This is a genomic window from Pseudobdellovibrionaceae bacterium, from assembly GCA_023898385.1.
Taxonomy (GTDB): domain Bacteria; phylum Bdellovibrionota; class Bdellovibrionia; order Bdellovibrionales; family UBA1609.
In genome coordinates, this window is sequence record CP060220.1 from 2,200,512 (window position 1) to 2,219,102 (window position 18,591).

Below are 18,591 nucleotides of genomic sequence, written 5' to 3' on the forward strand. Positions count from 1 at the left end.
GCTTAAATTACCACCAGATGCCTCGCTGGCGTTTAAAAAAGAAATAATCAAAACCCAAACAGCGCCCTGCCCCAAGCCAAAACATCATCACAAATACGGCAAGATACACCTCAGTGAGATCTCCGAGCGACTGGACATCGGCATAAACGAAGTTGAGGTACAAAAAAATTCCAATCAACGCCGCAGGACGGACCAAAAAGCCCACAATAAAGGAAATACCAATGAAAAATTCACAGCCCGTCAAAAGGTACGAAAAGGCCTGCCAATAAGGCACAATGACGGATTGTATAAGATCTATGTACCACTCTGCCGCCGTGGTGTGAGGAATCCACTCTTGCACTGCGCCGGCCAAGTGAGCTTCCCTCAAATATCCAGTCTCCAGTCGTTCCAGGGCTCCGTGAAAAAAATAATACCCGACATAAATTCGAAAAAACGCCACCGGAAACAGATGACCTACATATTTAATACTTTCTAAAAATGCCACGCCCATGCGACCATACTCCGGCACGCCATCCACTGGTGTCAAATCAATTTCGGACAGTGCTCCTCAAGAAAACACACCTCACATTGAGGTTTCCTGGCCTTACAAACAAGACGCCCATGCTGGATCAACCAATGTGAAAATACAATCCAGTACTTTTTGGGAATCAGTTTCATTAGTTCTCTTTCTATCAGCTCTGGGTTTTTTGACGCCACCAACCCCAGACGCCGACTCAGGCGCCCCACATGGGTATCAACCACCACGCCAGAGGCCACATCAAAGGCATTGCCCAAAACCACATTGGCTGTTTTTCGACCCACTCCTGCAAGCGCGACGAGCTGTTCTAAATCTTGCGGAACCTCTCCACCATAGTGATCCACAAGATCTTGGCAGCAGGATTTAATATTTTTAGCTTTATTGCGAAAAAAGCCCGTGGGTCTGACGTCTTCTTCTAGGCCTGAAAGATCGGCTTCAGCAAACGCTCTGGCCGAAGTGTATTTGGCAAATAGATTTTTGGTCACCAGGTTCACACGTTCATCTGTACATTGTGCACTGAGAATAGTGGCAATCAGAAGCTCCACAGGATTTTTGTGATGCAAGGCACATTCGGGATTGGGATAATACCGCTTCAATAGGCGTAAAATGGCGTCCACTCGATGCTGTTTTGCCTCAGCGTTTTCCTTTTTCGTGACTTTTTTTGCTGAGGTTTTTCGAGTTTTTTCTAGACCTTTTGCCACAATTTCTCCTTGGAAAACTCCGAATCTCGACCAAGGGTCAGATGTAGCCCACTCCCTTTCCTTAGTAAAATAAAAAAAGGGGGATGCCTATGGAAGGACCGCGAGCACCCAAAGAATCTGAGCTTAGCGATGTCATAGAATTTTTAGATCGATATTTAAGACCACAATGTGAATGGTCTATCAGGGACGAATATCCCAACTCGCTTTGCATAAGCAACCAATCCAATATTCGCGTGATCATGGATGGTCCGAAAGTCATCTCTCATGCGGTGGTGAAATACCTAATTATTAAAACAAAGGTGGGTTTGTTTCGGGTGGCGGCCATTGGCAGCGTTCTCACTCACCCCGACTACAGAAGCCAAGGACTCAGTCAAAAAATTCTCAAAGATTGTCTGCAGCTGGCAGAATCACAAGGTTGCGATTTTTCAATTCTATGGACAGACCTCTATGAGTTCTACCGACGAATGGATTTTGAACTGGCGGGCTCAGAGGTTAGTTTTCTTATTGATCGGGAGCTCGCCGCGCCTTTTGACACTCAAATAAAAGTTCTTAACTCCCCTCAAGTCCAGCCTGAAGCACTTTTGAAATTATATGGAGCACACACCGTCACCTCCATGAGAAACGTCAACGACATACGACAATTCTTAAAGATTCCAGATAGTCGTATTTACACGGCGTGGAACAAAGACAACCAGCTTCTGGCCTATGCCGTTGAAGGCAAAGGCGCTGATTTGCAAGGATATATTCATGAGTGGGGAGGCGGCCTTAAAGATTTACTCCCCCTTTTGTCGCATATTTACAGAGAACAAGGGCGAGCTTTAACTATGATCGTCCCCGGCCATTCCACAAACCTGATAAAAAATATGCGTGACCGAGGGCTAAGCCCCATATTCGGGCATCTTGGAATGATTCGCCTTATGAATACCGAGAACGTTTTTACAAAACTTCGACGATATGCCCACTCTATTGGCATCAATGACTTTGTGATCGGAGAAGATCTTGAAAGTCACAGCTACTATTTAGGAGCTGGCAATAATATTTTGAGAACAAAAAAAATTACGCACTTGACCCAATTGTTGTTTGGCCCGCTTCGCGCCTCACACATTGATGCTTTTCAACTAGAAACTGTAAGAAAACTCGAGCAAGTTCTGCCAATACCCATGTGGATTTGGGGATGGGATTCTGTATGATCAAATCGGTCCGCACACAATTACAAAAAGATTTTATTCTCTTAGCGGGAATTCAAATTGCCTCTATCATTGTCGCAGTCATCCTTGTTGCCATCGGCCCCGCCTGTACACCTGAACTTGAAGAGATACAAGCTCCGCTTGGGCCCGAGGCCACACCCGATGCTATTGCCACGGCCTTTATTGAAGCCCTCTCGGGCAATTCCGTTTTGCAGGCAGACACCGGGGCCAGAGTTTACTATGAGAGTAACGTGAGAGTGGATATTGGTTCAGTCAATCTCTTGGCGACCACAGAACGCGAACTCATTCAAAAAGAAGAAGACAGTGAAAAAATCAGGCTCGTCATAAAACATACACAAACAGACCTCACTCAAGGCGATGACCCCGTTGTGACCATCACGGACGACATCATCGACATCTCAAAAGAACAGGCTCTCGCCGCTCTTAAACTCTCCAGCCAAAACCAAAAGTCGTCGGTTATCAAAGAGATGTCTGAGTTGCACGCCAGTGCCGATGAACTCAAAGACACCTATCACAATCTCCGCACCCGAAGTTTTAAGCTAATCCCCCCTGGACCCATCGTTGATTCCTCTGATTGTCGGGGGTTGCCCGGCTGCCAACTGGACGCCACCGAGGTGTCTTATGATGTGGTCATTTGGCAAGGCGAGAAAGAGCTTCAACGTTACTCTGTGTCGCAAGTTTTCAGCCCTCAAATACCCTATTTAATGACCGGTGAAGAGCACCTTCCTGTGGTGCAAGAGTGCTATCGATACTTAGAATCCCTTGATGGCCGCAGCTACTATGTCAGCCGATGTTTTGCCTTAAAGGACTTTGAACAGTAATCAACTCTTGGCCTCCACTAATGCGCCGCAAAGATTATTAATCTCCCTATGAGAGAACGCCGTCTTTTGTTAAAGGTAAGGCCCTTGGAGGTGTTCCTATGAAAAAGATAGCCGTGGTGTTGTCGGGTTGCGGTTTTAAAGATGGATCTGAACTCACCGAAGCTGTGAGTACATTGATTGCACTGTCTGAGAGCCACGCCAACTACAAGGCCTTCTCCCCATCCGTTGATTTTGAGGCTGTGGATCATTTATCGGGCGAACCGCTGGGAAGGAGAAATACTCTTTCTGAGTCCGCTCGTATTTCTCGTGGTCAAATCGCTGATTTAACCCAATTGAATGTGGACGATTATGACGCGCTTGTTTTTCCCGGCGGCTATGGGGCTGCCAAAAATCTCTGTGATTGGGCCAGTAAAGGGGCTAAGTGCCAAGTGCACCCGCAAGTGGAAAAAGCCATTTTAGATTTTCACCAGCAAAACAAACCCATCGGTGCCATCTGCATTGCGCCCGCTTTAGTGGCTCGAGTTTTGGGATCTCACGGAGTAACGGTCACCATTGGAAATGACGTTGAAACTTCGCGCGAGATTGAAAAAACCGGAGCCGTCCACGTCAATTGCCCTGTGGATGATTATGTCACCGACCGCGAAACAAAGGTCATCACCACTCCGGCTTACATGTATGACGCTAAACCACACGAAGTCTTTACCGGCATTCAAAAGCTCGTTCGAGAACTTGTGGAAATGGCTTAGATGTTTTTTTAATAATGAGGTCAATGTGACTCGAGAAGATGTTTCTGATCGCCTAGGAGTTTTCATTTCCAGTGTTTGTATCTTTCACTGCACGGTGGTTCCCATACTGCTCGCAGCCCTTCCGACTCTGGGCCTTCAATGGCTTAACCATAACCCGCAAGTGCATTTTGGTCTTTTTCTTTTGATGCTGATATTGGCATCGGCGGCGTTTGCTTGGAGATTCACCAAGCACCGCTCACTTCGGCCAGGAGTTTGGATGGGTACAGGAGTTTTGCTAGTGGGCCTTGGGCATTTTGTCTTGTCTAATCATCAAACCCATGAAAATCACGGGCAGAGCTCCCATCATCATGGGACCACCCATCACGCCACTATGGCCATAAACCACTCGGCGACGACCATGGCAATTGGCGCCTATGGGCCCACACTTTTTGCCATTGCCGGGGGAATATTTTTAATCATTGGGCATCGGCTGAACCAAAAGTTGGGGCGCCAGTGCTGCCGCGTCAAAGAGATGCATTGATTTTGCTGCAGAAAGCTCCAATCTTGTGATCAATACAATACAATACAATACAATACAATACAATCCAATCCAAATTAGTTTAACAATCAATGCTGTGGAAACTCGAGAGTCAAGCAAGCAAACGATCAACGAGTAGGGCAACAGGTACGTTTTTTTCTAAAATTCGGTCACCTTCTTGATGGCAAATGATCACCTCAGGTATCGACTCACCAAAGACACGCCTTACTTCTCTATATTTTGAAATGTTTGGTGTTCTTTGCACACTGACCTTCGCTTCTACAAACAAAAAAGTACTTGGGTCTTTTTCGATAAGAAAATCTATTTCCTCATTGTCCCGGGATCGCCAGTGATAAATTTTCCAATCTAACCTAAAGTTATTTATGGCTTTATAAATTTCTGAGTAAACCAAATTCTCAAATAGCCCACCTTGCTGAGGAGACGTAAGGATAGGTCCGGGGGAACTCCAACCCTGAAGGCGAGCCGCCAAACCTGTGTCGATAAAATAAACCTTTGGCGCTTTCACCAATCGAGAGGACATGTTGGTCGAATAGGGTTGCGTCACACATACCAAATTCATTTGCTCAAGCACAGAAAGCCACTCTTTGGCGGTTTTGGCTTCGACGCCGGATTCTCTACCCAGGCTTGCGTAATCGACCAACTGCCCCACCCGTCCGGCCAAAAGACGAAGAAACTTCAAAAATTCAGCTCGCTTTTGAATCCCTGCAGACAGGACAATATCTTTTTCCACATAGGTATTGATGTAATCGTCAAGGTAGTCTTTGGCGTTAATCCCTTCTGTGGCGTAAAGCTCAGGCCAGCCTCCTTGGTACAAAATGGTTTGAATGGGAACGTCTAAGTGTTTACGAATTTCATGAATCGATAATGTATTCATGTCAAAGTAGCTGACTCTTCCGGCAAGACTTTCTTTTACATTCTTGTCCAAAAGTATTTGGTTAGAGCCAGTTAGTCGATACAATGTTTGTTGCGATTGGTTCGTTCTTTTCCATAAATCCACTTGCCGCTTGATGGATGGAAATAAATTTGGGGCATACTGAACTTCGTCTATAAACAACTTTCTTCCACGAAATTGACTCAAAAAAACTTCAGGATCGCGGTTAGCTAGCTCTCGGAGTTGGGGGTCGTCCAAGGACACCTCTATAAAAGACGGGTCCAACTTCAAAATGAGACTGGTTTTGCCGCATTGCCGGGGGCCTCGAATGATCTGCACTGCCCTGCGGCTTTCTACGATTTTATCCGAAATATCCCTTTTAATCCACATACTTGGCTATTATGTATTAGGATTCCTTAATTGTCAAAGCGATCTAGACCAAAAGGCCTAAGCTGCGCTGGGGCGATCTCCCTCATGAATGGGCATCGCCTCAACTAATTTTTGTCTTTGAACTTCTGAAGCGCCTTTTTGTGGGAGGGGTTCCACCAAAGATCTTGGAATCGGCCTTGCTCTGATTTTGAATCAAAATCTTTGATTGCGGCAATCGGCTCCTGGGGCCACGAACTTTGTTGCATCACCCAGGCCTCTGCCGCCTGATAAATGGAATGTTCCCCCTCAATCCCATCAATCAACCCGAGCCGAAGCGCCTCATAGGCACTGAAGGAGCGTGCCTCCAACGAGAGCGATCGCAAGGTGGACATGGGTATGCGAGACAACCAACGGCCACCCCCTTTCCAACCCCAGGTGAGACCTATTCGCCGTTGCCAAAAACCAAAATAGCTATGAGGCGTAGCCAACACATGATCAAACGTACTCAATAGCTCCATACCACCACCCAAACAATCACCTTGCACCACACAGATTGTGGGCCCCGGCCATTGGCTCAACTGATCTAGTACTTTAGCAATCACTTGGTTGTCGGCGATGCCTTCCTCCCTCGATTGTTGCTTTGAATAATGCGACAGATTGCCTCCGGCGCAGAAAAATCGGCGTGAGCTAGAGCCAAAAATAATACCCTTCAGTGAATGGCCTGAGTATGTATCGAGCCCATCACGTAGCCTATTGGCTTCCTCAATTCCGAAGCTATTGCCGTATTTAAGGTTATCTAGAGTGATATAAAGAATCTGATTTTTGTTCACGAAGTTTAAAGCCATGCGAAGACAGTATCATATTCCACCACTAGGCACCAACAAGCCACCGGGCCAGGGAGAGCGGGGCGCGCGGCCCCCTTGCGCCGACCCGAGTGGCCGCATGTCGTCTTCGGATTGCGTCACTTCGTGCCGCAACCCGGATACGCCATGCACATCGGGAGGACGCAAGGGGGCCGCGCGCCCCGCTCTCCCTGGCCCGGTGGCTTGCTGGTGATTCATAACATTGTTGATCTACGTTTGAGAAAAATAGCCTGAATACAGCACGATCAACCGCCGCCCTCTATTGCAATCGTTTTTGCTTCTAAAAACATGCTAATTGAGCCCGCCAACTGTCTGACGACTAGGCATTTATTTACATGTAATTTCAAATCTTCGTTTGGGTTGTTTAAAGTTCGATTGGCACCAACAAAATCGGACATCTCCCTGAACTGGACAACTCGTATTTGACTTTCTACCTATCATGGAGAGACCACAACCGCTATCATTTATCGTATAATTTGAACAAAGTTGACCCATCGAACCAGCCTGCATAGGCATCGCTGTCACTTCCCACCGCCCATCAAGTGCACCGCCCCCACCAGAACCTCCACCACTGCCTCCACTTGCTGCGATACAAATTGCTGTTCCGTCATTTCTGTAACCTCGAAGAGCCTCGCCTGTGGGACACTTTTCTAAGTTGGCTCCTGCCGGCTCGCAAATAATTGCTCCAGAGTTGTCATAGCCTCTAAAAGACTCATTGACGCCACAGTTTCCAATGCTGGCAACGATAGATCGGCATATTTGAGTTCCATCTTTTTTAAATCCCGCAGACACTTCACCGGCGGGACAAGCGCCGCCGGTCATGGAGCGAAGGCTGGCACAGCGGCGTGCGCCTGAATCGGTAAAGCCAACAACCACTTGTCCTGGGGGACAGTCACCCACTAATTGAGTTAAAGTACACTGACCGTTGTTGAATGTTCCGCCCAAGGCCAAACATGAATCTTTAGCTGGGTTTCCTAAGTTACATGTGCCTTTACTGGCATTGTATTTACCCCCCAGAGACTCACAGGTGGTTTCTATGCTGTTGTCCACCTGTGTGGGCAACGTGCAATTGCCCGTGGTGGCATTAAATGTACCACCCACGGTCTCACACACTGTTTTTTGATCTGTACCAAACTCACATTTTTTGGTTTGGTCGTTATAAGTACCACCCATTTCTGCACAGGTCTGTTGAGCGGTGGGGCCGGGCACTATTCCCATGTCGCAAGATTGGGTTTTATCATCATACTGACCACCCATGGTGCTGCACACTTGCTGGGGATCAGTATCCACTACACACTTTTGTGTGGCTTGATCAAAAGTTCCGCCCACCGAGGCACAGTTAAATGACAACGTGAGTGGTACACCAGGTTTTCTAATTTCTATATCAAATCGATTGATGTTAAAGGGCACGGGTTTGGCGTCACCAGGGTCATAGGTGAAGTCCACAGTGATCACAGCCGTTGGGTTTTTACAGCCCGTGTTTGCACAACTCGCAGATGCATCGGGTTTCCAGCTGATGTCCATAGAAATCGGACATTGGGATGAGGGATAGGGCGTCATCGTGCCATCACACGCGGCTCCTGTCGCCGTGAATCCATTGCCTGGCCCCGCTGTGGATTCATACTTCACACCGCCAGCGGCATCCATAATTTGGGGAATGGCCTGACCCGCATCCACGACATCTTTACATTCGTAACCACTGGCAGCATCCGCAAGACAAGTGCCGCCCTGATTCACATTGAGATCTTCAACGGTTTTACCCCAGGCTTCTTCATTCACAATAAAACTGCGCACATTTTCGCGAAGGTCTTGTACAGCCAGTCGCATCTCGATGGTCTTTTGACCGCGCAACATCTGAGCCATCATTGACGCCGTTCCGGCAATCACGATGCCCATGATTCCCACTGTGACCATGATCTCAATTAAGGTCATACCTGACTGATTAATTTTTTTGTTGGCAAACATACTTATCCCCCGGTTATCCCACCTTTTATCTTATCGTCATAAGGCCAGATCACTTGAATAAAATACGCCCACTTTCGAAGAAATTTTTCTGAAATTGAGACAGCGAATTGCCTCAAAATGAGAGTTACTAGTTATTTTAAGGGGTTACTATCGAGACTTTGGTATTGTGAAAAACAGCTCCGCTGCCTCATAATAACGGTTACCACAACTGTGATTGCTAAGGCATTGAAACAACGGAGGAAACCACCGATGGATCGCGGAGCTGTAAATCAATATTTAACACTTTTGAGACAGAGTTACCAAGTTACTTCTTACCAAGAAAAGCAAAAAATTATTGATGTGGTTGGTCTTAATTTTGGTTGGCATAGAAAATCTGTGATTAGGGCTTTGAATCGGCCTGATAGTGAACGAAAGAGCCACCCTGGTCGAAAGCGGAAGTACTCAGCGGGAGCCATAATCCATCTGAAAAAGGTATGGCTGAAGATGGATCAAATGTGTTCTAAACGGATGCGGGCGGCACTGCCACGGTGGTTAAAAGATTATAACCACTGCAGCGATGCGATAAAGGAAGAATTGATGAGCATGGGGGCAAGTACGATAGACCGCTACTTGCGAAGCTACAAAGCTCAACTTAAGCGAAAAAACAATACTGGCACGAGGCCTGGCAGTGACTACTTTAAAAACAGGATCCCGATTAAGCCGCTGGATCACAACGTCCATGAAGCTGGGGTCGTTGAGGCGGATACAGTCGCTCATTGTGGCGACTCGTTAAGTGGAGTCTTTGCCTGGAGTCTGACCTTAACAGATGTTAAGACGGGTTGGACAGAAGTGCGAGCCCAATGGGGTAAGTCAGGCATAGGAGTGGTCAACGGTATTACAAATATCGAAGAAAATCTTCCGTTCAAAATTAAAGAATTTTGCTGCGACAATGGTTCTGAGTTCTTGAATCACCAGCTGCTCAACTATATGTCTCAACTTGGCCAGGCACACAAGATAAAGCGTGGTCGTCCATACCGCAAGAACGATCAGTGCCATGTTGAGCAGAAGAACTACACTCATGTACGGCAGCTTTTTGGTTACCATAGAATAGACCAAAAAGAACTCATAGAGTTAATGAACGACATTTACGCTAATGAGTGGTCACAGTTGCAAAACTATTTTATGCCGCAGATGAAGTTAATCAGAAAGACAAGAATAGGTTCAAAGTACAAGCGAGAATACTCAAAACCAATGACACCCTATGACCGAATCATGGCTGAACCAACCATATCCTCAGAAGTGAAAGCTCGTCTAAAGCGGCAATACGACAACCTCAATCCCTTTGCGTTAAAGGAAGCTCTCGACAGAAAGGTCAATCGCTTCTTCAAGCTAGTGAACTTCAAACCCATAAGGAACGCATCATGACCAGACGAAATGACAGAATGCAGGAAAGTAACTCAAGTAAATGGGTCAATATGACAGTTCAAACAGGGGCCGGCTGAGATCCAGAAAGTGTTGCCTCAGTGTTGCCTAAAGGTGCTTTAGAACCGATCGATCAGATACTTGTACGTATCTTGGGCGTTAACGAATTGCATACCCACGCCTGGTCGGCCTGAAGTGCGGCCTTTGACTGTGGTCCACACCACCTTGGCATTCATGAGGCGTTCCGATTTCATGTCGGCCAAATTGATTTTCATTCGCACCAAATCACCCACAGCAAAGACTCTGGGGCCGTCAAACTCACAATAGGCACCCCCTTTTGAAAGGTTGTACATATTGCCAGAAAGTGAATCGCCTTCCATGATGGCTTCCACTTCAGCCACCTGGTTGGTGCGAAAACGTCTGAATTTTTGTTGTGGAATATTTTTTGAAACCACTAGTTTGCGGGCCAATCCGAAAAGGGTTTTTTCTTCTACGGGTTCTTGCACCACATGAAGATGAGGCATATCAAATGCATTGTAAGTATCTGGTAGCTGTTTTTTTTCTGTAATTAGAATAATCGGGAAGACGTGTCCTTCATCGGTAAGTTCTTTTAAGTGTTCATAGCCTTCATCGCTGAGCTGTCGAGCATGACAGATCATTAGATTAAAACATTTACTGTTAAGGACGTTGATTAAGCCCACTCGATTAAAGGTAGATTCAATTTGGTAGGGCAATTTAGCTTCCAGGCGCATTCGAATTTGTTCGGCATGAAAGCGAGACTCACTGAACACAATAATTTTTTGCATGAAGGCCCTCCCTATCCCAATTCCTTCTTATCGGCAGATTTTTCCAGACGTTTAGAGGGGAATGCTAAAAAATATAAAATTTTTTTTATTTGAATTTTTTGACTATTTTGTGAACAGTGGATGGACAGAGACTTTGTCCTTATAAACCACTTAGCCTCCGAATAAAACTAGGTTTTCATGCTGATCGATCAATGGTGCCGGGATGACACTCAAAATTACCCCGACACCCCACGTTGACTTAAACAGGATACTTAAGGCCGGTTTTGCCCACCCATTCACCGCGAGGGCGATAGATTCTGTTGTTGCTGAATTGCTCATAAATATGAGCTAACCATCCAGAAATCCGAGAAGTGGCAAAAATGGGCGTGTACAAATCTAGTGGTATGCCCATTGAGTAGTAAACAGTGGCTGAGTAGAAATCCACATTAGGCAACAAGCCTTTTTCACTCTGCACAGTTTTATCAATAATGGCCGACATTTCATACCACTTGGCTTCACCGGCTTTTTTCGTCATCAGCTCACTCATACCACGTAGGATCTTCGCACGAGGATCTCCGTTTTTGTAAACCCGGTGACCAAACCCCATGACTTTTTCTTTGTTTGCCAGAGCATTTTTGATCCATTCCTGAGCACTGGCCACATCGCCAATGGATTTAAGTGTCCGCATCACTTGCTCGTTCGCGCCCCCATGCAATGGCCCTTTTAGAGCACCGATGGCACTGGTCACTGCCGAATAAATATCGCTCAATGATGAAGCTGTAACTCTTCCCGCAAAAGCCGAGCAGTTAAGTTCGTGATCTGCGTGCAAAATCAAACAGGTGTCCATCACTTTAACAGACTCAGCATCGGGTTCTTTACCCGTTAAGGTGTACAGGAAATTCCACGCCACGGTCTTGTCGGGATTCGCCGGCAAATAGTCTTTACCCTGACGGAGCCGTTCGAAAAGTGTCACGAGCTGCCCCATTCTCGCTGTGAGGCGCATGCCCACTCTTTGTTGAGCCGCCAAATCGGTACTCTGAGACTCATCATCATAAAGGGCCAACATTGACACTGCTGTACGCAACCATGCCATGGGATGCACATTTTTTGTGGGCATTTGCTTTAGAATTTCTAGCTGAGCTTGCGGCAGCATGATGTAGCCATTGAGTTCTTTTTTAAAAACAGTGAACTCTTCTGGCGTGGGCAGGCGGTCGTTCCACAAGAGGTAAACCACTTCTTCAAAATTAGAATGTTCAGCCAAGTCCTCAATGGTATAGCCTCTGTAACACAACGTCGCATCAACGATGGATGAAATCCCCGTGGTACAAGCCACAACTCCCTCTAGGCCTCGGTCTACTGCGCCCGAATAAATCTCTGCCATGCTCTTTTCCTTTCACTATGCTCTGCGGAGCCAGTCTACACGAGATTGCATTCTTGTAAAAGGCTTGTTCAGCTTTTTGCTAGCTTGATGACGCGATCTTTGACCTCGGCCACGACCACCGTCAAGTCGCGGGGAGGGGCTTGCCCTCCTAAATAGTTTTGCACTTGATACAAAACCTCATTGCGCAACTCATGCACGCCACGCTCTGGGGCATTCAGTATGGCCTTAAATAGTCGGTCTTGCCCGAAGGGTTCACCTTGTAAATTGGTGGCATTGACCACGCCTGGAGTGCAAAATATGAGGCGATCTCGAGGATTCAATGCCACCGTCGCCGATTCAAGCGCCGCATTAAATCCTTTTTCGATGGGTCCACCCACAGTGGTTAAAGCCTTTAACTCACCGCTGCCATACTCTTGAACGAGGGCCACCACTTCACCCACCCGACAATAAGACAGGACAAAGTCACGACGATTAAACATTCCATAAAAAACGTCCGCCGACTCGCCCACCTCTATGTGCGGGGCCAATTCGTTAACCATCAATTGCACCACGACGTGGGGTTCTGATCCTTTTCGAGCTTCCATTTGGCCAGTGAGTTTAAGCAGGACCGACAACAACAGTGCCGACATGGCATGCCCTGAAGATCCAGCCACGATCATTCCAAACTTGGCCCGATCTTCGTGTTCAAAAATATCAAAGTAATCCCCACCCTTTACGGGGCTAGGTACAAACTTGCTAGAAAACTCTATACCTTGAATGTTCGGCAATTCTGTCGGAACAAGTGCCTTTTGTATGGCCTGACTCAATTTCAGATCATGCTGAATGCCGGCAATGAGTTTTTCCAATTGCTGATTCGCCACGGCCAGCTCCTCGCGAAACACTTTGAGGTCTTGCTCCCGGTGGGACACTTCTTTTTCTAGTTGTGAAATTCGAGCCTTGAGTTCGTCGTGCGATTGGTCTGCCATTAAGTTTATTGTTAAAACTATGACGACTGCTGTCAAGCAGCCCCTTTTCATCAATGGGGTCAGAACATAACGCTAGCTGCCAACAGAATCTCTTGAAAACGCAACGTCCCTACTCTAACTCAAAGGTATGTGCGTGGGGGAGAGCGACGATATCTTAGACCGGCTGCAAGCCGGGTTCATTCATCTGCAAAAAGGCCAAAGCGGTGGCTTAATTGCCCTGCTTACTGAAATCGAAACTTACCTGCAGCCAACATCTATGGGTCACGAATTACTTTTTGAACTTTCAATTATGCGCGACCATATTCTCCATACAAGCAAAGACGAACCTTCTTTTGAATCTTTGAATCGCTGGTTTTTTTGCGAATGGGGCTTCAATATCGTGCACCCCGATAGCATGACAGGGGAAAATCACTTTCTGCCCACGTCGGCGTTTCAGGCTCGACAGGGGCATCCATTGATCGCAGCTATTTTTTACCAGCATTTGGCAAAGGATTTAGGTATCCCCTGTGAGATCATCAATATGGTCGACACTAATATTATAAAAACTCGACTCAAAAACAAAGTGGTGTTCATAGATCTTTTAAAAAAAGGCGAGCCGCTTAAAGAAGAACACTTTCTCGAACAAATCAACACCTGTGGACATCGCCGCAACATTGATCTGCTCTCCCCGTTAGATATTCTTGACGGCCCAGCGCTACTTAGAGTTTTTCTCCGGCGCCTGGCTTCATTATTTCGAGCCACATCAAATAAACCGGCCCTTATCAAAACCCTTTCTGCCAAACTTTTATTGGAGCCCGCAAACATTCAAAAACTGGCGGAACGAGCCATCTTGTGGCGTGACGTGGGTGAGCCTGAAAAAGCACTGAATGATTTAAAACGATACTTTGCTTTTTCTGATAAGGCCCAAGCCCCGCAAGAAATAAAATTGATCTTCTATGAGCTGCAAGCCTTTCAAATGGCTGCTCGCCCCGAGCTTCTTCACTAGCTGCAAATTTTATAGACGCTGATAGGCCTGAAACACATTTTGCGTGTGCAAACGAATTTGCGCCAATGCCACAAATATATCGCCCAAGGCCTGCACACAGGCCACCGGCTCTGATTGAACCAATTTATGCATCCCAAGTAGTTCTGTGGTTACTCGCGACGTGTAACGATCATCATTAAATTTAGCTAATGGATCTTCTTTTTGATCCTCAGAGGCTGATTGAGCTTCCGTTAATCGCACAAAAACCAATTCATAGTCAGCGAGAATCGATTCGAAAAACACGGCCAGATTTTTGCGATTGTCAGTAGAGACAACAAGGCCTTGTTTATTCATTTCCAAAATTCTGTGCACTACAAATCGAGACTTGTCTGCAATACTCTCAAGCTCATGGGTGAGTCGCAGCAATGCTTGAACCCTCTGACTTTGGGTTAACGAAAGTCGACTCTGCATCACAGTCTGTAAAAATTCATTGAGCTCCACGTGCACCTTGTCCGTGATGCTCTCGTATTTAAAAATACGATCCACTTGCTCTGACTCTAGACTGCCTTTGGTCACCAATTCGTGAGTGAGCTGCAAAACGCTTTCGACCATGGCCGACATTTTTTTTATTTCTTGAACCGCTTGCTCGAGCGCCAGCGTCGGGGCGACCGAGGTGAAATGCCCCAACAAAGTGAGTTTTTGAGGCTCTTTATTTGCACTGGACTTTGGAAACACCCATTCAATCACCTTGCGAGTGGGCCAGAGCAGTAGCAAAAACAAAAACACCAAAGACACGTTAAATAACACATGAGAGATCGGCACATATAGCAAAAGACTTGGTCGTAGATGTCCTAAGTTTTTAGCAACGGCACCACAGGCCCGAACAAAATCTTCAAACGCCAATGAAACCACAACGGCCATAGCCAGATTGCTGAAAAAATGAAAAAAACTACCCCGCTTTGAATTTGTACCCACATCCAGTGATACTAAAAATGCCGGAAGTGCTGTGCCCACGTTAATACCCAAAACCATAGCCAAGGCCATCTGCACAGTGATCACTTGAGCACTTAGAGCCGCCATCACCAAACCCAACATGGCAATACTCGACCGCAACAAGGCCGCTACCAGAGCTGAGACAACCAACAGCTCCCAATAAAGAGCGCTACTTGGTCCATATACTGGGTTTAGAAAACTCAACGACGCATTGGTAAATCCACTACTTAGTAACCCGTACCCCAAAAGTAGCAACCCTACCGAAAACACCCCTCGCCCTATTTGCGAAAGCCACTCCTGTGGGGCGTAAAACATGGGCAATGCTCCCACACCAAGCAAATAAAGTTCAAAGTAACCCCTTGGCAGTAAAAATAGCACTGAAGTCAAAGCCGTTCCTAAATTTGAACCCAAGAGAAAGGCCATCAATTGATTCAGACTAAATAACCCCGAACCAGCAAACCCCACTCCCATAAAGGTAGTGGCAATACCCGATTGTACAAATAGGGCCACAAACAAGCCCGACAGGGCCGAAATAAAAACATTCTTACTCATAAACGACAAGGCCCAGCGAATCCATGCACCAAACAAAAACTGCAGCGACTCTGAGAGCAAGCGAAGGGCCAATAGGACAAGTCCAAGTCCACCAATGACAGATACAATCAGATACCAAATATTTGCCGAAAAATATAAAGCCATTTGCCTTCCTTAAATCAGTCTAATCAATTTATTGTCCTGAACACAAGTACATGTCATATCGAATCGATCTCCCTTTAAATTGGTGCTGATAGCCGGTTTTCAATTCCGGTGCCTTAATAGGCCGCTTCACAACCACCCGATGAGTGGCCACCTGCAGTGCTCGCTCCAACAATAAAACGTCAGACTCGCCATCCACCGGATCATTTTCCTGCAATACCTGCATTTGTTTTTTCGATTTTGCCGGCTTTTTGGGATCAGGAAACATGGGATCAAGATAAATCACCTGGGGGCGTTGATGCACAGGCAGCGCTTCTAAAAATTGTATTGAGTTAGCCTCAACAAGCTTCAAGTGATTCAGACATTTTGCCAACGTTTCAATGCCCGCTTGAGCAGCTCTTACCATACCGTCTCTCACCAACTCCACGACCAGTGAATTCTTCTCCACAGCCACTACGTCAAAACCAGATGCCGCCAACACCAACGCATCCGTACAAAATCCGGCCGTGGCATCGATAACTTTTGTAAGCCCCAAAGGACCTCCCAATGCCTTAAACAAGATGTCGTTTCGCCCAAGCCGTGATTTCAATCGATGGCCCACAGGCCCACCCACTAAATCTACGGATACAGAAACCGGCGACTTCATGCCTAAGGCTGTGGCGTGCATCCGACCTGAGGAGCGAAATAAAATAGTTGATGAATTCATCATGGCAAAAGAAATAAAATTGTTAATGTCACACTCACCGCTATATGGAGAGCTAGTCCATAAATTTTCAGCTGACGAATCGATGATGAAACCGGCGATCGACTGGCGGCCAAGGCTTGCGTCGTTAATATTACCAACCACCAAACAGGTAAGGTTAAAATAAAATGTTTATAGTCAATCGGACGCAACCAAAAGCTACCTGCATACAATAGAGTGATGAGGGCTAAAATGGCAATGAGGACCCCTCGGGCTCTATCAAAACCCAGTCTCACTAAAAATGTTTTTACGTTGAGCTGTCCATCGTTCATTAGATGGACAAATTGACGGGTCAACAGCACCCATGCGGCCATAAATCCAAATAGTGTGCCTAAATACAAAACCTCAAAAGCTTGGACTTCTCCAGCTACACGGGCCACACCATAAGTGAGAAGCGGCCCCAAACAGAAAAAAACAGTGATCTCGCCAAGGCCCACATACTTCAACCCTCGGCCTTTAAATGAATATCCCAAAACTCCAACGGCCGCTCCCAGTCCAGCCAACAACAAGAAACGAGGTTGAGAAATTATAAGTGGCACACCGATCAAAGCCCCCACAGCAGCACTGACCATGGCCCATCGTCGAAGCTGATAGGCCGGCACCCATCCTCGTTGAATCACTTGGCTGCCACTATTTTTACCCCTGCGATCCACACCGCGCACGTGATCGCTGAAATCATTAAACATAAACACAGCACCATGCAAAAACCACACAGACAATAGCGCTAACCCTAAAGCTCCCCAAGTCATGGAGAATCCCTGCGACCACAAATAAGCCGCCGTTACAATCATTGGCCCCAGAGTTAACGATAGAAGTTGCGGCCGCCAAGCCTTTGACAAAACAATCAGCGCAGATGGTGATCTCAGCTCACTGGTGGGCAACACACAAAAGGTCATCTGTTGAGATGATTCGATTTGTCCGAGCGAAGGCACAGGCAACGCCCGCTCAACTTCAGAAAATGTACCTAGTATATAAGCAGAAAAGTCTTGATCCTGTCGAGAAAGCGTTCGGTAGGTCACTGTCATGGAGACTTTCGCCAATAAAGCAATTCGGGCAATCGCTCTAAATCAGTTCTCACGCCTTGTTGAGATAGCGGTAGCATATCAGCTAGAGCATCTAGGTGATGGGAATAGAGCTGAATTAATTGTGAGTTGATTTCATCAAAACGCTCTAATTTACCATTGAAAAATTCAACTCCCACCAAAGCCAAAACGGCCTCCATCGAGGAGCACTCTTTCAATTCAGAACGACGGTCCTCTGTGAGTTGGGCCGATAAAAATGCCCCAAAGGAGTTAAGATAACCTGACTTCAAATCGCCTAAAACGGCTTTCCTTTCATAATTTCGAATATCAAAATCCAAGAGGTCGTCACTACGCTGAAACAATAACCCTAAAATCACGCCCATTTCATCAAGCAAATGGTGTAACGGTTCGCTGTAGTTATCGGCACAAATAAACGGCGCTCGCAGACACCAACGAAAGAGCGAAGCTGTTTTTAGTTTGTGAACCCTGTCCAATTGGTGCAGGTCCACGTTCCAATCTTCAATCAACGAATCCTGAATCCACTCACCTTCTAATAAATCAGAAATCATCTCGGCGGTGTATTGAATCAGCTTTAAATTTCCATATCGAGAGAGATTCACCATCACCCGGGCCAATAGGTAATCGCCGGCTAACACGGCATATTCAGGGGTGTATTTTAGCCAGGCCGCTGGTTTATTTCGGCGAAGATGAGACCGGTCCACAAGATCATCATGCAAAAGCGATGCATTATGGATAAACTCTATGGTTTGGGCCAATAGGTGTATCTGTTGGGATGAAAGCGACAAATGTTCTGAAAGACGTTGAATTAACTTTGATCGAAACCCCTTGCCATGGGAAAACAAATCGTCGTAGAGCGCATTGAGTTTGGGCAAGTAAGCTGGGAAATCTTGAGCATCGTAGATTTTAAGGTTGCGCATAGCGGGGTTTTAACAGATGGGACTGGGACACACAAGCCTCTGTTTGCATAGAAATCCTTTGCAACTTCAAATACTTGGCTCTGCGGCAAAAAGCCAAAGACGGGAATG

The 18,591-nt window shown here is 46.5% G+C and carries 18 protein-coding genes; 6 read left to right on the forward strand and 12 right to left on the reverse strand.

The genetic code is table 11. From position 1 onward, the window contains the following. Positions 1–7: 7 nt before the first annotated feature. Entirely contained in the window at positions 8–526 is a 519-nt protein-coding gene (locus H6626_09925; protein ID USN46530.1) for a DoxX family membrane protein, read from the reverse strand. After that, entirely contained in the window at positions 523–1,218 is a 696-nt protein-coding gene (nth, locus tag H6626_09930) for an endonuclease III (protein USN46531.1), read from the reverse strand. Before nth ends, H6626_09925 begins: the two co-directional genes overlap by 4 nt. 89 nt (positions 1,219–1,307) lie before the next feature. Here nth and H6626_09935 point away from each other — a divergent pair, with 89 nt between their 5' ends. The 4 genes from H6626_09935 (at position 1,308) to H6626_09950 (ending at position 4,513) form a co-directional block, all read left to right on the forward strand. Beyond that, complete coding sequence (locus H6626_09935) at positions 1,308–2,408, forward strand: GNAT family N-acetyltransferase (protein ID USN46532.1); 1,101 nt, start codon at positions 1,308–1,310, stop codon at positions 2,406–2,408. Continuing rightward, the gene (locus H6626_09940; GenBank protein ID USN46533.1) at positions 2,405–3,247 is read left to right on the forward strand and encodes a hypothetical protein; all 843 of its coding nucleotides are present in this window, start codon (positions 2,405–2,407) and stop codon (positions 3,245–3,247) included. The genes H6626_09935 and H6626_09940 overlap by 4 nt, the downstream gene beginning before the upstream one ends. Before the next feature lie 98 nt (positions 3,248–3,345). Next, positions 3,346–3,993, forward strand: a complete 648-nt coding sequence (gene elbB / locus H6626_09945; protein USN46534.1) for an isoprenoid biosynthesis glyoxalase ElbB — start codon at positions 3,346–3,348, stop codon at positions 3,991–3,993. Positions 3,994–4,018: 25 nt separating this feature from the next. Further along, a complete protein-coding gene (locus tag H6626_09950) occupies positions 4,019–4,513 on the forward strand; it encodes a MerC domain-containing protein (GenBank protein USN46535.1) in 495 nt (164 codons plus the stop codon). 109 nt (positions 4,514–4,622) lie between these two features. Here H6626_09950 and H6626_09955 read toward each other — a convergent pair whose 3' ends face one another. The 3 genes from H6626_09955 to H6626_09965 form a co-directional block, all read right to left on the reverse strand. Next, the gene (locus tag H6626_09955) at positions 4,623–5,792 is read right to left on the reverse strand and encodes an ATP-binding protein (GenBank protein USN46536.1); all 1,170 of its coding nucleotides are present in this window, start codon (positions 5,790–5,792) and stop codon (positions 4,623–4,625) included. 104 nt (positions 5,793–5,896) lie between these two features. Then, a complete protein-coding gene (locus tag H6626_09960) occupies positions 5,897–6,616 on the reverse strand; it encodes an enoyl-CoA hydratase/isomerase family protein (GenBank protein USN46537.1) in 720 nt (239 codons plus the stop codon). Positions 6,617–6,961: 345 nt separating this feature from the next. After that, positions 6,962–8,599 carry a type II secretion system protein gene (locus H6626_09965; protein ID USN46538.1) on the reverse strand — a complete coding sequence of 546 codons (1,638 nt, stop codon included), beginning with the start codon at positions 8,597–8,599 and terminating at the stop codon, positions 6,962–6,964. A 249-nt stretch (positions 8,600–8,848) separates the two neighbouring features. On the opposite strand from H6626_09965, the gene H6626_09970 reads away from it, so the two are divergent. Continuing rightward, the gene (locus H6626_09970) at positions 8,849–10,003 is read left to right on the forward strand and encodes an integrase (protein ID USN46539.1); all 1,155 of its coding nucleotides are present in this window, start codon (positions 8,849–8,851) and stop codon (positions 10,001–10,003) included. A 116-nt stretch (positions 10,004–10,119) separates the two neighbouring features. On the opposite strand, the gene H6626_09975 is transcribed toward H6626_09970, so the two are convergent. From H6626_09975 to H6626_09985, 3 genes are all read right to left on the reverse strand, one after another. Further along, entirely contained in the window at positions 10,120–10,806 is a 687-nt protein-coding gene (locus H6626_09975; protein USN46540.1) for a PilZ domain-containing protein, read from the reverse strand. 238 nt (positions 10,807–11,044) lie between these two features. Continuing rightward, the gene (locus tag H6626_09980) at positions 11,045–12,166 is read right to left on the reverse strand and encodes a citrate synthase (protein ID USN46541.1); all 1,122 of its coding nucleotides are present in this window, start codon (positions 12,164–12,166) and stop codon (positions 11,045–11,047) included. Between the two features lie 68 nt (positions 12,167–12,234). Further along, positions 12,235–13,167, reverse strand: coding sequence for a SpoIIE family protein phosphatase (locus H6626_09985; protein USN46542.1), 933 nt, complete (start codon positions 13,165–13,167; stop codon positions 12,235–12,237). 97 nt (positions 13,168–13,264) lie between these two features. Between H6626_09985 and H6626_09990 the strand changes: the two genes are divergently transcribed. Next, positions 13,265–14,116 carry a hypothetical protein gene (locus tag H6626_09990; protein ID USN46543.1) on the forward strand — a complete coding sequence of 284 codons (852 nt, stop codon included), beginning with the start codon at positions 13,265–13,267 and terminating at the stop codon, positions 14,114–14,116. Positions 14,117–14,125: 9 nt separating this feature from the next. Here the strand turns inward: H6626_09990 and H6626_09995 are convergent, their stop codons facing one another. From H6626_09995 to H6626_10010, 4 genes are read right to left on the reverse strand one after another with little or no spacing between them, the layout of a single operon-like run. Further along, positions 14,126–15,784, reverse strand: a complete 1,659-nt coding sequence (locus tag H6626_09995) for a Na/Pi cotransporter family protein (protein USN46544.1) — start codon at positions 15,782–15,784, stop codon at positions 14,126–14,128. 28 nt (positions 15,785–15,812) lie between these two features. Then, positions 15,813–16,490: a class I SAM-dependent methyltransferase gene (locus H6626_10000; GenBank protein ID USN46545.1), complete on the reverse strand. Its 678-nt coding sequence runs from the start codon at positions 16,488–16,490 to the stop codon at positions 15,813–15,815. Next, complete coding sequence (locus tag H6626_10005; GenBank protein USN46546.1) at positions 16,487–17,548, reverse strand: prenyltransferase; 1,062 nt, start codon at positions 17,546–17,548, stop codon at positions 16,487–16,489. The genes H6626_10000 and H6626_10005 overlap by 4 nt, the downstream gene beginning before the upstream one ends. After that, positions 17,545–18,483 carry a polyprenyl synthetase family protein gene (locus H6626_10010; GenBank protein USN46547.1) on the reverse strand — a complete coding sequence of 313 codons (939 nt, stop codon included), beginning with the start codon at positions 18,481–18,483 and terminating at the stop codon, positions 17,545–17,547. The genes H6626_10005 and H6626_10010 overlap by 4 nt, the downstream gene beginning before the upstream one ends. Positions 18,484–18,591: the final 108 nt, after the last annotated feature.